The sequence below is a fragment of the Flaviramulus sp. genome, from assembly GCF_982512915.1.
Window position 1 is genome coordinate 262309 of the sequence record NZ_CEWOCJ010000001.1, and the last position, 15646, is coordinate 277954.

At 31.4% G+C, this 15646-nt stretch carries 12 protein-coding genes; 5 read left to right on the forward strand and 7 right to left on the reverse strand.

Translation table 11 applies throughout. From position 1 onward, the window contains the following. Positions 1-21: 21 nt before the first annotated feature. The 3 genes from AC1XJX_RS01255 (at position 22) to AC1XJX_RS01265 (ending at position 1860) form a co-directional block, all read left to right on the forward strand. The gene (locus AC1XJX_RS01255) at positions 22-345 is read left to right on the forward strand and encodes an SUF system Fe-S cluster assembly protein (RefSeq protein ID WP_482002141.1); all 324 of its coding nucleotides are present in this window, start codon (positions 22-24) and stop codon (positions 343-345) included. 1 nt (position 346) lies between these two features. Further along, positions 347-862 (forward strand): DUF2480 family protein, encoded by a 516-nt coding sequence (locus AC1XJX_RS01260; protein ID WP_482002142.1) that lies wholly within the window; start codon positions 347-349, stop codon positions 860-862. 71 nt (positions 863-933) lie between these two features. Further along, the gene (locus AC1XJX_RS01265; protein WP_482002143.1) at positions 934-1860 is read left to right on the forward strand and encodes a DUF3078 domain-containing protein; all 927 of its coding nucleotides are present in this window, start codon (positions 934-936) and stop codon (positions 1858-1860) included. A gap of 106 nt (positions 1861-1966) precedes the next feature. On the opposite strand, the gene hflX is transcribed toward AC1XJX_RS01265, so the two are convergent. Continuing rightward, entirely contained in the window at positions 1967-3184 is a 1218-nt protein-coding gene (gene hflX / locus AC1XJX_RS01270; RefSeq protein WP_482002144.1) for a GTPase HflX, read from the reverse strand. 69 nt (positions 3185-3253) lie between these two features. Between hflX and AC1XJX_RS01275 the strand changes: the two genes are divergently transcribed. Continuing rightward, entirely contained in the window at positions 3254-4228 is a 975-nt protein-coding gene (locus AC1XJX_RS01275) for an endonuclease/exonuclease/phosphatase family protein (protein WP_482002145.1), read from the forward strand. Here the strand turns inward: AC1XJX_RS01275 and AC1XJX_RS01280 are convergent, their stop codons facing one another. The 3 genes from AC1XJX_RS01280 to AC1XJX_RS01290 are packed head-to-tail and all read right to left on the reverse strand — an operon-like array spanning position 4229 to position 8909. Then, positions 4229-4609: a hypothetical protein gene (locus AC1XJX_RS01280; protein ID WP_482002146.1), complete on the reverse strand. Its 381-nt coding sequence runs from the start codon at positions 4607-4609 to the stop codon at positions 4229-4231. It abuts the gene before it with no gap. 40 nt (positions 4610-4649) lie between these two features. After that, positions 4650-6086, reverse strand: a complete 1437-nt coding sequence (locus AC1XJX_RS01285; protein WP_482002147.1) for a DUF5689 domain-containing protein — start codon at positions 6084-6086, stop codon at positions 4650-4652. A 12-nt stretch (positions 6087-6098) separates the two neighbouring features. After that, positions 6099-8909, reverse strand: a complete 2811-nt coding sequence (locus tag AC1XJX_RS01290) for a carboxypeptidase-like regulatory domain-containing protein (RefSeq protein ID WP_482002148.1) — start codon at positions 8907-8909, stop codon at positions 6099-6101. A 108-nt stretch (positions 8910-9017) separates the two neighbouring features. Here AC1XJX_RS01290 and AC1XJX_RS01295 point away from each other — a divergent pair, with 108 nt between their 5' ends. Continuing rightward, positions 9018-10061, forward strand: a complete 1044-nt coding sequence (locus AC1XJX_RS01295; protein ID WP_482002149.1) for an endonuclease/exonuclease/phosphatase family protein — start codon at positions 9018-9020, stop codon at positions 10059-10061. On the opposite strand, the gene AC1XJX_RS01300 is transcribed toward AC1XJX_RS01295, so the two are convergent. The 3 genes from AC1XJX_RS01300 to pgi all read right to left on the reverse strand — a co-directional run bounded on the left by AC1XJX_RS01300 (position 10058) and on the right by pgi (position 15646). Then, the gene (locus tag AC1XJX_RS01300) at positions 10058-10498 is read right to left on the reverse strand and encodes a hypothetical protein (RefSeq protein ID WP_482002150.1); all 441 of its coding nucleotides are present in this window, start codon (positions 10496-10498) and stop codon (positions 10058-10060) included. The two genes, AC1XJX_RS01295 and AC1XJX_RS01300, sit on opposite strands and share 4 nt — an antisense overlap. 101 nt (positions 10499-10599) lie before the next feature. Continuing rightward, a complete protein-coding gene (locus tag AC1XJX_RS01305) occupies positions 10600-13848 on the reverse strand; it encodes a TonB-dependent receptor (protein WP_482002151.1) in 3249 nt (1082 codons plus the stop codon). Between the two features lie 178 nt (positions 13849-14026). After that, complete coding sequence (pgi, locus tag AC1XJX_RS01310) at positions 14027-15646, reverse strand: glucose-6-phosphate isomerase (RefSeq protein ID WP_482002152.1); 1620 nt, start codon at positions 15644-15646, stop codon at positions 14027-14029.

Here is a 15646-nt window from a genome sequence, read left to right on the forward strand (position 1 = left end):
AACGTTTAAACATTTAAAAAAATGAGTGAAACTTTAGATACCACAGAATTAGGCGAAAAAATAGTAAACGTTCTTAAAACCATTTACGATCCGGAAATTCCTGTAGATATTTACGAACTGGGTTTAATTTACGATGTGTTTGTAAATGAAGATTACGATGTAAAAATTTTAATGACACTTACAACACCAAATTGCCCAGTAGCAGAAACATTACCGTTAGAGGTTGAAGAAAAAGTAAAATCGCTTAATGCTGTAAAAAGTGCTGAAGTTGAAATTACTTTTGATCCGCCATGGACTCAAGAATTAATGAGTGAAGAAGCTAAGTTAGAGCTTGGTATGTTGTAAAATGCAAGATGATATTATAAATCGCGTAGCGAATAGCAAATTAATTACGTTTAACCTTGAAGATTATTACCCTTCAGGCAAACGTGTATTATTTGATATTAAAGACTGGTTATTTGAGGGTTTTGTATTACGCGAAAAAGATTTTAGAAACCAAGTTGAAAGCTTTGATTGGAGTCAATTTAAGGATGTTTATGTAGCATTAACCTGTAGTACAGATGCTATTATTCCAGGTTGGGCCTATATGCTTTTAAGTATTCAATTAGAATCTTTCTCAAAAAAAACAATTATTGGCAATCTAGAATCTCTAGAAACATCTATATATCAAGAAATTATAGCCAATTTAGATGTAACTGAATTTCAAGATAAACCTATTATTATAAAAGGTTGCTCAAAAAAACCTGTGCCAGAAAATGCTTATATTATGCTAGCAACAAAACTAAAACCAGTTGCCAAATCTATTATGTATGGCGAAGCTTGTTCTTCAGTACCTCTTTTCAAAAAGAAACAATTTATATAAATTTTAAGTGACTAAATTGCATAACAGGGTCTTAATCTTATATTTACAAAAAATTTAACAACTAATAAAAAATGAAAAAAATAGTATTATTATGTCTATTCTTTATCGGGATGGTTTCGATAAACGCACAAACGGAAGATGAATTAAAGGCTACACAAGCTGTTAAAAAAGATTCTATTAAAGCTATTCAAGGGCGAGTTGATGCCTTACAAGCTCAAATTGACGCCTTACCGGGTTGGAAAAAAGGTGCTTTTGGTACTATTGGCGGAAGTTTATCAAACTTTAGCAATTGGTATTCTCAAGGCTCTCCAAATAACGTTTCAGGGAATATTGGTTTTACAGCAAATGCTTTTGCTAATTTGAATAAAGAAAAATTCTTTTGGAGAAATGCTGGTAACGTAAACTTATCTTGGGTTAAGTTTGATGACAAAGACAATCCTACGGATAACTCTAAATTTAGAGAAGCTACTGATGTATTTAACATTTCTTCATTATATGGACAAAAATTAAGTGAAACATTTGCGATATCTGGTTTAGGAGAATATAGAACCACTATTTTAAACAATTTTAATAATCCTGGATATTTAGATTTAGGAGTTGGTGCTACTTGGACACCTATTAAAGATTTAGTTGTTGTAATACATCCATTAAACTACAACTTTGTTTTTAGTAGACAAGATGCTATATTCGCATCGTCTTTAGGTGCTAAAATACTTGTAGATTATACAAGACAAATTAATGCTGTAAGCTTTAAAACAAACTTATCAATGTTCCAGAGTTACGAAAGTAGCAACTTATCAAACTGGACGTGGAATAACTCATTTAGCTATACATTATGGAAAATGATTGGTGTTGGTTTTGATTTTGGTTTAAGGAATAATAGACAAGAAGCATTAGATTACTCCATTAATACTTTAGGAAATACTTCAGATACTTTTGATACTGTTAATAATGATTTACAAACCTATTACACTATTGGTTTGAGTTATAAATTTTAATCGAAATCTGATATTAATAAAAAAAGCGCACCATTTTTAAGTGCGCTTTTTTTATGTTCTATCGATTGAAATCAATAGCAGAACCCAAATGGAAACGCCTAAAATATTAATGTGTTTTTTCCTCTATATAATCTGGATATAAAAAATGATTATAAGGGAAACGGGTTACATGAATTTCACGAACCTCATCGTAGACACGTTTTTTAAAGTCTTCTAAATTTTGCTTATTTAGCGCAGAAATGAACAAGGCGTTGTTACCTACTTTACCCATCCAAGTACTCTTCCACTCTTCAAGCGTGTAATGCCTTTCTGTTTTTTCAGTTTCTAAATCATCTTCATCTAAAGGCTCAGGCTCGTAGGCATCAATTTTATTAAAGACCATAATTATGGGTTTATCACTACTTTTTATTTCGCCTAAAACTTTGTTCACAGACTCGATATGTTCTTCAAAATTTGGATGTGATATATCAACAATATGCAAAAGCAAATCAGCTTCTCTTACCTCGTCTAAAGTACTTTTAAAACTATCTACTAGCTGGGTTGGTAACTTCCGTATAAAACCAACGGTATCACTTAATAAAAATGGTAGGTTTTGAATTACTACTTTTCTTACCGTAGTATCTAATGTTGCAAAAAGTTTATTTTCAGCAAAAACATCACTTTTACTAATTACATTCATTAATGTGGATTTACCAACATTAGTATAACCAACTAAAGCCACACGAACCATGGCTCCACGGTTACCGCGTTGCACTGCCATTTGCTTGTCAATAGTTTTAATGCGTTCTTTTAAAAGGGCAATTTTATCTCTTACAATACGTCTATCGGTTTCAATCTCTGTTTCTCCAGGTCCGCGCATTCCAATACCACCTTTTTGTCGTTCTAAGTGTGTCCACATCCCTCGTAATCTTGGTAGTAAATATTCGCATTGTGCTAATTCTACTTGAGTTCGTGCATAACTTGTTTGAGCGCGTTGTGCAAAAATATCAAGTATAAGGTTGGTTCTATCTAATACTTTACAATTAAGTATTTTACTAATATTACGTTCTTGAGCCGAAGATAATTCATCATCAAAAATAGCTGTTCCTATATCATTTTCTTCTATAAACTGGCGAACATCCTCTATTTTTCCCGTTCCAATAAAGGTTTTAGGATTAGGCATATCCATTTTTTGCACAAAACGCTTAACCGCATAACCTCCTGCTGTAAAGGTTAAAAACTCTAACTCATCTAAATATTCTTTAGATTTTTCTTCACCTTGTTCCTTTGTTATAACACCTATTAAAACCGCTTTCTCTAAAGCAATGTCTTTCTTTTCAATCATATAAATAAATATTATACAAAGTTACGTAATTGCGACCATTTTAATTTTTATATTTTTAGACATTATATTATGAATATGACTGATTTTTTAGACGATATTCCTGTGCGTAATGATATGCAAACTGTAGCATTTTATAATCTGGAAAATTTATTTGATTTAGTTGATGATAAACATACTAACGATAATGATTTCTTACCAACATCCGTTAAAAAATGGACTCCCAAACGATACGAGAATAAACTCAGAAAATTAGGTTTTGCCATTTCCAATATTGGTAAAAAAGAAACGGGAAAACATCCAGCCTTAGTTGGTTTAGCAGAGGTTGAAAACGCTAAAGTGATTGAGGATTTAATAAAATCAAAACATTTAGAATCTTGTCATTACAAGTACGTGCATTACAACTCTCCCGACGAACGTGGTATCGATGTTGCTTTAATTTATGATACCCATGCTTTTGAAGTTTTATATTCTGAAACTTTTACTGTTCCATTATTTGATTATAAAGACTTGCCAGATTATACAAGAGATGTTTTATTAGTTTCTGGTCTACTTGATGGAGAACATGTATATGTTATCGTAAATCATTGGTCGTCTAGACGTGAAGGAGAAAAAGAAACCGAACCTAAACGATTAGCTTCATCAAATAAAGTGATTGAGTTAATAACTTCTATTAAAAAAGAAAATGAGCATGCTAAAATTATTATAATTGGAGATTTTAATGATGACCCACATAATTTAAGCATCAAGCAACTTGCTGATTGCTGTAACTTATTTAATCCGATGGAAGCTTTACGATCTTTTAATAGAGGATCAACATACCACAATCGCCAATGGAATTTATTTGATCAGATTTTAATTTCAGAAAACTTTTTTAAGCCTTCAAAAGATTTATTTGAATACTTTACTGCGAATATTTTTGATGAAGATTTTTTAAAACTCTTTAACGGAAAATTTAAAGGGTCGCCATTTAGAACCTATATAGGCAAAAAGTATCAGGGTGGATATAGCGACCATTTTCCTGTATATGCCATTTTTAAGAAGTAATTAACTAGCTTGAACAATTACAAGAGTTAAACCCAAAATAGCAATTAGTAAAAGCCATAATAAGTAAATATTATAAGTGCTGTTAGATTTTGTTTTATTCATTTTAGCTTGTATAATCATACGTCTTTTACCTGTATAATACATCCAGTTTTTGAAGTAACAAAAAATAGCCACTAAAGCAAATAACACCCATCCTTTTGAAGACGAGATGGTATCCATATTCATTTGCTCAAAAAATTCTGAAAAGAAAACACCAAGAAGCAATATCATGGAAACCTGTAAAATAGTAATATAAATTAATGCAACTCCATTCGCTTTTTGTTTCCATCTAGGTTTATAGTAGACAAAAATATTATGGAATAGTGTTTCGGATAGTGTCATTTTGAGTGTTTTTTACTGAATATTAAAATGAAGCAATTTTCTATGGTAGATAATCAACACTAATCTCATCTAATTCATAAATACCATCAAAAGTATCTATGCCACCACCTGTATATTTAAAAGCAATATACATGGTCCCAGATGAACAATATAAATTGACATTACCAGAATTAAACCACTGCACAAATGAATCGGTATCTTTTACAACATATGCAGCAGATAATACTCCCCAATTTGCCGATGTTATATTAGCTTCAATGCCGTCCCAATCTAAACTATACAAAACTTCCAGAAAACTACTATCAGCTAAACTATTAGAGGTTTTGAATTGTAGTGTTAGGTTATTGTAAGCGTCTAAATCTATGGGAGGGGTTATTAACCAAGCGATATTACTTAAATCTCCAGAACTTGCAGGTTGAACTCTTGCAGAACGCCCTAAAGATGCATTTGAAGACGTAGAGGAATATCCTTCCCATCCCTCACTGCCAACTTCAATGTAGTTTGTCCAACCACTAATTTCAATCAATCTATTATTAGATTGCGTCTCAAAATCTTCATAAAATAAATTTTGAGTCCCAATAGTTTCTGCTAAACCACAATCTAATTCTAATGGGTCGCAACGCTCTGTATTGGTGAAATCAACATCAACTGCGCTGTTAGGAATTAACACATTAAAATCATCACCAAAATCTCTACTAAAAACTCCAGTAATAGAACCTTTACCTTGGGGAATAATAAGAGTTCTAAAATTGGAAAATGTACTAGTCTGCATGATAATTGACACTCCAGAATCACAATTTTCTAAGGTACGCAATCCATCAAATTGATCAATAGACTCACTTGCATATGTTGCGCCTAACTCAAACCTATTTAATTGCATGTTATCAAGTTTTATAAGGGTATTTCTATCAGCTTCTGTTAAGTTAATCAGAGTAGTACTTTTTGGAATAATACTTACTACCTCTTGCGTTCTAATAATAATATTACGGTATTCAAATTCTTGTATTTGTTCAAGACGTTGCCCTTCGCCTTTCGCAATAGTTAAAATGCCATTAGACTTCCCTATCGTTAATCCGCTTAACTTTATATATACTTTTCTTCCAAACTCAAAAGTTTCTGATAAACTAGAAACATTAATATCAATCCTAAAACCTAATCTAGGGTCATTATCAGGGTTACTAGCATCTGTTTTATTTTGAATAATAAGCTCTTCAAAGAAGTTGCCAGCGGCATCACTAGAAACAACATATCCTTCAAGATAAATCTCTTCATCGACATCAATTGTAGTAATTAAATTTCCATTATTAATAGCTTGATCAAAACGCTGTTTTATAGCTCTGAATGTGGTAATTTTATTAGCAGGAACCATTACGTTTTCAGCTTCTCCCGGAATTGGAATACCATAATCATCATCATTAACACAAGATGCTATCATCAAAATACCCAAAAGAATTAAAAGTTTTTTTATATTTTTCATGGCATAATACTTTTAAAATTTAACATAAAGGTTTACGAAATAAGTTGCGCCTCTTCCATACCAATATTTAGATCCAAAAACAGGTGCATCTAAAGCTTTATCATCTCTTAATTGTTCATAATTAGCATTTCTACCTTGTTCAAAACCTCCCGTTTTATAGGCTTCATCTAAAAAGTTATTTATACTTGCAAAAAAACCAACATAGTATTGATTGATTTTCCATGATTTACCACCAACCAGATTGACAGACATATAATCATCAAATCGTTCTTGTTTTAAAAGTTCTCTCGCCAAAGTTTCATCGTAATCACTAAAAGTAAAACCATCAATATCTTTAAAAAAATTATCTGTTCTAGTTAACGGACTAATATCAATATAAGTGTTTCTAAAAAAATTAGCTGTAGCTCCAAACCACCAAAAATCAGGGTCTCGGTAATCAAATCCAAATGAAAAAGCTTGATGAGGACCTGCTGCCACTTTATAATTTTTCAATTTCGAAGTCCCCAAATAAACATTCTCAAACCTATCTGAAGACAAATATAAATCTGGATTATTGGCATAAGTAAATTGGCCAATTGAAGTTACACCTCTTAATTTTATAGTTGATGTTACTTGTGCCTCTAAACCTAATTCTACACCTAAATGTAATTTATCTATTCCTGTTAATATTTCCTGAATAAATTCGGTATCATCATTTCCTGATTGCTGTGAACTAGAACCTGCAATTACGTTTCCAATACCATCTGCAAAGAAAAATGAAATTTCGTTGGCATCATTTAAATGAGTATAATAGCCCGTGATTTTGGCATTTAAAACCGAGCTTCTATAAATATAACTGGCATCAAATGCCATTATTTTTTCCTCTTTAATACGAGGTACAATATTGTAGTTAAATCTTGAATTTGAATAGCTGTTCCTTATAGATGGTGCTTTAGTTATATAACCTACATTAACGTCAAACAATTGAGATCCAGTAAATTTATAGGTTAAACCACCTTTAAAACCCAATCCTAAAAAGGATAGCTGGTCTCCCTTTCCGATGGAATTATTTTCAAAATTTTCATTTTGAAACAACCCCTCTCTTAGGTATTGCGTATTTATTAAACTTGTAGATGCATAAAAATCAAACTTTTTATATTTGAATAAAGCTTGAGCATAACCAGACATAACATTTGCCAAAAAATTATAATTATAACTATAAGCATCACCTACTTGCAAAACTCTATTAGGGTTTCTTAAATCGAATTGAATACCATCAAAAGCATCTACATTTAAAAACCCTGTGCCCCCTAATAAATCTAAAACTTGTGCATAGTTTTTAGATTTTAAATTTTTATACCCTAAAGAAGCATTAAATAATATATTATCATTTATTTCACTTGTTAAAATAGTATTTACTGTAAATTGAGAATCATCTACCACATCCTCATAAAGCATATAAGTTGCGTTTTTCCCTTGTGAAGCATTTGATAAATTGGCTTCATACAAACTATTCCAATTTAATTGCCCATTGCTTAAAAATGCCTGTTGTGCTCCATAGACAAACTCTAAATCGTCTGGAAAATTACGCTCATAATAACTAGGTAGTTTTTGATAATAAGTAGGGCTTGGATTTCGTCCCCCACCTTCAAAAGTTACTTGTCCATCTGTTGTAACTATTCTATTAGTTCCTGTAAATGCAATTCTACTATTTCCAGTTTCACCAAATTGATATCCTAAATTGGTGTTTAGTCTTGTTTTACTATTAATATTCCAAAAATGGTTTAATATAAAAATAGGTTCTTCTACTTCTTTGATGCGAGAGTTACGTTTTTCTCCGTTTTGAAAACCCCAATACTCATTATAATTAAAACCTTTTAAATCATAAACCTCTTGAGTGTTTGGTGATGATCTCCCTAGCCTATTGGGAGCATAAATACCTGTGAAATTAAAACTATGTTTATTAATCTTCTTTTCAACTGAAACAAAAAGCGAATTCGATTCGTATAAAGTAGCATCTTGATATCCTTCATTTCCCCAGCGCCTTCCAAATGATAATGTATAAGCCCAATTATTTTTTAATAAACCCGAAGCATAAGAAAACATAAGACGATTTGTATAACTTCTGTTTGATGAGGAATATGTTAATCGCCCTCCTTCGGATACTTCTGAAGCCCTAGTATTTATATTTGTAGTTCCTAAAACGCCTCCAAAACTATAATTAGACGGTGTTAAACCAACCGATAATTCTTGACTGCGCATAACATCATTCAATCCGCCCCAATTACTCCACTGTGGTCTCCCATTATAGAGTTTATTCATTTCTATTCCATTAATTAAAATAGATCCATTATCTGAATCTAAACCTCTCAATCTATAAAAAGAGGCACTAAATTCAAAGGCAGCAGTACGTTGAAACAAATCTAGAGATGATGACAGCAATCCTGAAATATTATCAGAACCTAAAAAATCATTATCCAATTCGTCATCAGAAAGTGTAATGGTAAATAAATCTTGACTTTCTGCAAGGTCTCTTTCTAAAGTCATGTCAAAAATTTTAACTGTAGCATTATTGTTTACAATAATAGGATAACGTTTTGTATTAAATCCTACTTTCGAAATCTTTAAAATCTGTTCTCCTAAAGGCACATTTAAAGAAAAAATAAATTCACCTAAGGCATTAGTTGTAGTTGTTTGATTAGTTTCTTCAATAGTAATTAAAACTCCAGATATTAACTCATAAGACACACCATCTCTCACACTACCTTTAATAATTGTTTCTTGTGAAAGGGATTTGAAAATTGATAAAATTGAAACTAAAAGTACTACGGATAATTTCTTCATTTCTTAATCTAGAATTTCAATCAAAATTTTAAATTTAATTCATTTATATTAAATATTTACTTTTGGCGTAAGTTTTGTATTGAAAATTGTAACCTTAGATAGTTATTAATGAGACAGATTAGCTTTTTTATTTTATTATTCTTTTGTTTATTTCTTAACGGTCAGAATAAAAAAACATATAAAATTCATACCGTTGCATTTTATAATCTTGAAAACTTATTTGATACAATTAATGATCCAAATAAGTTTGATGAAGCTAGTCCAATTATGGAAATTAACACCAACAGAACTTTTATCTATAAAAAAAAGATTAAAAATATGGCGCGGGTTATTTCTGAAATTGGGTTAGACGTAACTAACAATTCTCCTGTAATCTTAGGTGTTTCAGAAGTAGAAAATAGAGCCGTACTTGAAGATTTAATAAACGATTCCATATTGATTAAAAAAGACTATGGCATAATTCATTACTCATCACCAGATATTCGTGGGATTGATGTGGGGTTACTTTATCAAAAACAATTATTCTCACCAATTTCGACAAGTAGTCATGAGTTAAAAATTTATGATGATAATACTCAAAAAAGAGTTTATACACGAGATCAATTATTAGTTAGCGGGAATCTAGACGGAGAACTTATTCATATTATTGTTAATCATTGGCCATCCAGAAGTGGTGGACAAGCAAAAAGTAATCCTAAACGTGTCGCTGCAGCAAAACTAACTAAACACCTTGTTGATTCCTTACAAGTTATAGATCCTTACGCAAAGGTTTTTATAACAGGTGATTTAAATGACGACCCTACTAATAAAAGTATTAAAGAAATATTAAAAACCAAAAAAGACAAAAGCAAGATGGGATTAAAAGGTATTTACAATCCTTATGAAAGTTTTTTTAAAAACGGAATTGGTACTACAGCTTACAGAGACAACTGGAGCCTATTCGATCAAATCTTACTTACCAAACCTTTACTGGAAAGAGATTATTCATCATTTAGATTTTATAAAGCAGGGATTTTTAACAAACAATATTTAACTACTAAAAGAGGTACTTATAAAGGTTATCCTTACAGAAGCTGGTCTAATGGTGGTTTCAGCGATGGTTTTAGCGATCACTTTCCTGTATATGTTTATGTGATTAAGGAAGTTAACTAACCTAACCAAGTGCTCCAAGGAATTCTAGATAAAAACAAGACTAAGGCTATTGAATAAAAAATAGCAATTGTTTTTAATTTAGGTTTCGATATGCGTTTCTTTTTATGTTTTGAATAGCCAATTGTTATTAAAGCCACTGCTACAATATTTATTAAAGGGTGCTCTACTAAATACAATCTATTTACAGAATCTTTCATAATATCTCCCATTCCTAATTCGCTAAAGATTTGTAATCTAGGAGATACAAAATACAAAGCCAACCCTATAAGTAATTGAATATGTGAAACTATCAAGGTAAATAATGATTTTCTAAAATCGGAAGCTTCATATTCATTATCTCCTAAAGTTTTAACAATAGCATTTACTGTAGCAATAATTAAAACTAAAAGGACTAAATATGCCCAATATGAATGTAGGGTTTTTACAGTTTCGTACATGATGATTTGTATTAATTTTTATTTAGCAAATGTAATAATTAAAAGCATAAAAAAACCGCTTCAAATTGAAGCGGTTTTAAGTTTTTAATATTTTACTAAAATTAGTTAAAAGTATATCTTAAACCAACTTGAGCTTGCCATCTTGAACTTTGAATTCCACTATCATCAAATACAGTAGGACCTTCTTCAAGTACATTTTCTATAAGTCTAAATTCTGGTGTGTTACCAACACTAGCGCTTGTAGTTTCTAATATTGAGGTATTGCTAAAAGCAAATGCTTGTCTTCCCCAATCTTTATTGATTAAGTTAGTGAAGTTAAAAATATCAATAGATAATTGTAACGTATTTTTCTTTTTCATTGCTGGAAAAGAAATGTCTTGTAACAATTTAAAATCTAAAATATGACTCCATGGACCTCTTGAACCATTTCTTTCAGCATATTGACCTCTTCTTGAGCTTAAATGCTTATCGTTACTAATATAGTTATCTAATATTGCCCACTCATCAGCCGTACCAGCAGCAGAACCAGATCTATCTTGTAATACAATTTCACCAGCTGTTGCAGGAACGTACATTAAAGCATTATCTCTACTATCATCATTTAATATAAAACGACCAGCTCTATATACATAAGAGAAAGGTTGTCCTTGAGAACCATTATAGAATAATCCAATAGTTGTTTTGATATTGTCATTCCAATCAATCTCGTAAGACATGTTACTTGAAATTCTATGTCCTTGAGAGAAATCTGATCTAGTAACAGGTAAAACTGAATTCTTACCGTTTACAGTTTGTTGGTTTCTCCATTGAGAACTGTTTTGAGATGAAGTACCATCAAATATAGCATTTGCTTCACCATAAGAATAAGATACTTGACCAGCAAAACCATTTTCAAAAGGTTTTCTTAATGTAAAGGCAGCATTCCAAGAATTTCCTCCTCCAGTATTAGTAGCTAAATAAATACCACTATATGTACGATCGATAAGGTCAGATCTGTTGTATACTGGTCTGTTATCAGCTCCTGCTAAAGTACCAACAGGGCCTTTTAAATTTAAGTTTTGGTAGTAAACATCTGTAATGTTATCATTCCAAATTACATCAGCACTAGCTATTAATCCCCAAACAGGTAACTTTTGATCTAAAGCAAGGTTTACTTTAAAACGTTGTGGTAATTTAAAGTTTGGAGCAAATAAATCTACATTTCCAGAAGTTGCACCTGATCCAGGAGCTATGTGCACTGGTTGATTATTAATGTCTGAATTAAAGAAAATAGGGTCAGTAAAGTTTCGTTCATCACTTGAACCACTTGTTACACCATTACTATTGTAAGTTGCTCCTGGCCAAACTAAAGGTAGTCTAGAAGTGAAAATACCTAAACCACCACGTATTTGTGTTGTTTTGTCACCATTAACATCCCAATTGAATCCAATTCTAGGTGACACATGCATTATAGTGTTTACACCACGACCTACTTGTGCGCCTTCTAAATCTTTTCCAAAAGATTCCAACAAAGGAATTGTTCTGTTATTGAAATCCTCATTTACAGGACCATCAGACCAGAAAGGCATATCAAAACGAATACCAGCAGTTAGCTTAAAATCATCAGACATTTGTACTTCGTCTTGAACATAAAAACCTAATTGAAATACTTCAAATTCTGAAGCTCCTGATGATTCATCCCCTACAGCAGTTCCACCTGCAAGAGAATAACCTTTGTCGTAATCAGAAGTAGCTAAACCAGCTAAAAAAGACTCTAATCCAGAAAGAGTTGAACCGTTTCTAAAACGATAACTACCATAGTTATTTGGTATAAATAAGTTTTTCAACTTAGAATACTCATTGTGTGTACCTAAAGTAATTGTATGTCTACCCTTAAAAATTTCAAAGTTATTTGTAAATGTAAAAATATCTTGATCCAATAAGTTAGCTGTTGAGAATGGCTCAGAACCAAAATTGATACTACCAGCACCATCATCTAATCTAACAGTTGGGAAAGGAGATCCATCAGGATCTCTATCATCTCTTACTGATTTGTATGCAATTGTCATACTGTTAGCATACTTATTACCATAAGAAGAATTCCATTGTAAGGTTGTAGCATTTGTTTTATTTACAAAAAGCTCTGATCCGTTAATAAAATTTATTGCTGCATTAGAAGAACTTCTAGCTTCCAAATTATCAACATCTTGTAACCTATGTGACAAAGTAATACTGTGATTTTCGTTTATATTCCAATCTAATTTAGCAGTAACCATGTTATTTACTAAAGTAGAGGCATTATTATTATAAACTCCAGGATCATAACCATAATTAGAAATTAAAAATTGTCTTAAAGATTCTATATCAGATGCAGATGAATCACCAATATAATTACTAATATTAAATGGCTGTGGCGTTTCATTATCTTGTTTTTCATAATTAACAAACAAGAATAATTTATCCTTTACAATTGGAGCACCTACTCTTATTCCGTAAGTTAAAGCCGTAAAATCAGCTAATTTCTCTCTAGTGTCTCCATCATTAGTTAAAGCCGTTGGTGTTTTCCCAACAAGATCTTGATTTCTAAAAAATGTGTAAATAGAACCTTCTACGTTGTTAGAACCAGAACGTGTAATAGCATTAATTGCACCGCCTGTAAAACCAGAAATTTTAACATCAAAAGGTGCTAATTGAATTTGGATTTGCTCTAATGCATCAATAGAAAATGGATTTGCTCCAGTTTGTCCACCGTCTGTTCCTGAACCTGCAAGACCAAAAACATCATTACTAACAGCTCCATCAACAGTAAAGTTGTTAAATCTGTTATTTTGACCTCCTAGAGAAACAGAAAAACCATCATTACCTTCACTTAATTGTGCTTGAGGTGTTGCTCTTAAAAAGTCTGCTACAGATCTAGAAGCAGATGGAATAGTGGCTAAATCTCTCTTACTTACTGTAGTTTCAGCACCCGTTCTGTTAGAATCAAATACATTGTTACGTGTAGTAGTAATAACAACTTCTTCTAAGGCATTAGCCTCTTCAGCTAATTGTTTGTTAATAGATGTCGTTTGACCAAGTGTTAATTGAAGTCCTTGCTCAGAAAACTCTGAATAACCTACATAAGTAATTACTACAGAATAAGGACCTCCTGGTCTCATGTTTGATATCCTGTAGAATCCGTCAAAATCTGTTGCAGCTCCATAAACAGTACCTGTTGGTAAATGTTTTGCAACTACATTTGCTCCAGGAAGTGGCTCCCCGTTAGTGTCAGTAATACGCCCATTAAGAGCAGAAGTTGTTGTTTGAGCAAATGACAAAGTCACTGCCAACATACTTACAACCAGCATTAAAATTTGAGTAATTTTTCTCATAATTTTTTAAATGATTAATTATTTAATTTTTTGAAATTAGTCGCTGCAAAATTACACATAATAATCTATTAAATATTATGCAAATGTTAATTAATTTAACACTAGTGAATAAAAAAAACGATTTAACATTTAAAATATCAAATCGTTTTAGGTTTATAGTTGATTATTTAGCAACCATTTATGAGTTTTCCTTGTAATAATTTAATAAATTATGAGTAGAAGAATCATGTTCATTATCAGAGCTACTGTTAATTTCTTGTAAAATTTTACTCGCTAGTTGTTTTCCTAATTCAACACCAAACTGGTCATAACTAAAAATATTCCAAATAATACCTTGAACAAATATTTTATGCTCATACAGTGCAATTAACTTACCTAAACTTTCAGGTAAAAGCTTATTGATGAATAAAGTATTGGTTGGTTTATTACCTTCAAAAATTTTAAATGGTAATAAAGTATTACTTGTGCCTTCTGCTTTAACATCAGCTTTTGTTTTCCCATTTAATAAAGCTTCCGTTTGCGCTAAGAAATTAGAAATCAATTTATCTTGATGGTCTTGATTTCCGTGTAACGATTTTTTGAAACCAATAAAATCAGCAGGTATTAACTTAGTACCTTGATGAATCAATTGAAAAAAAGCATGTTGAGAATTTGTTCCTGGTTCTCCCCAGATAATGGTTCCTGTTTGATAATCTATCGGATTTCCATTTCTATCTACACTTTTTCCATTACTTTCCATTATACCTTGCTGTAAATAAGTAGCAAATTGATTTAGGTATTGTGAATAAGGAATAACGGCTTCGCTTTCAGCTTTAAAAAAATTATTATACCAAACACTTATTAGAGCTAATACAACTGGAATATTAGTTGAAAAATCTTCATTTTTAAAATGCTCATCCATTTTGTGAGCCCCTTTTAAAAGATTATCAAAATTAATGTAACCTACGGCTAAACTAATTGTTAAACCTACGGCGCTCCAAAGAGAAAAACGCCCTCCAACCCAATCCCACATTGGGAAAATATTATTTTCGTCAATACCAAAAGCCTTTACATTTTTAATATTTGTAGAAACCGCTACAAAATGCTTAGCAATAGCATCTTCTGAAGTAAATTTCAAGAACCACGATTTAAGTGTATTAGCATTTGATAAAGTTTCCTGAGTTGTAAATGTTTTGGAAACAATAACAAACAAGGTTGTTTCTGGATTAAGTTTTTTAATTACTTCATTTACATGGTCGCCATCAACATTACTCACAAAATGAGTAGTTAATTGATTTTTGTAGTATTGAAGAGAATCAACAACCATGGCAGGACCAAGATCTGAACCACCAATACCAATGTTTACAACATCTGTAAAAGTTTTTCCAGTGTAACCTTTTAAATGTCCATTTACAACATCATTGGTAAAGGCTTCTATTTTTGCTTTTACTTCATAAATTTCTGGCATGACATTTACACCTTCAACTTTAAAGACCGTAGTTTTTGGAGCTCTTAAAGCGGTGTGTAAAACAGCTCTTTCTTCTGTTTCATTAATTATTTCGCCGGAAAACTGACTTTCAATGGCGTCTTTTAACTTCACCTCATCTGTTAGTTCTAACAAATATTTAAATGTTTCTTCTGTAATTCTGTTTTTTGAAAAATCTACATAAAAATCGTCCCATCTTATAGTGAATTTATTTGCTCTGTTGCCATCTTTTGCAAATAAATCTTTCATGTGAACATTCTTTATTTCTTCAAAATGTTCGCTTAATTTTTTCCAAGAACTAGTTGTTGTTGGATTTACATTTGGTAATGACAT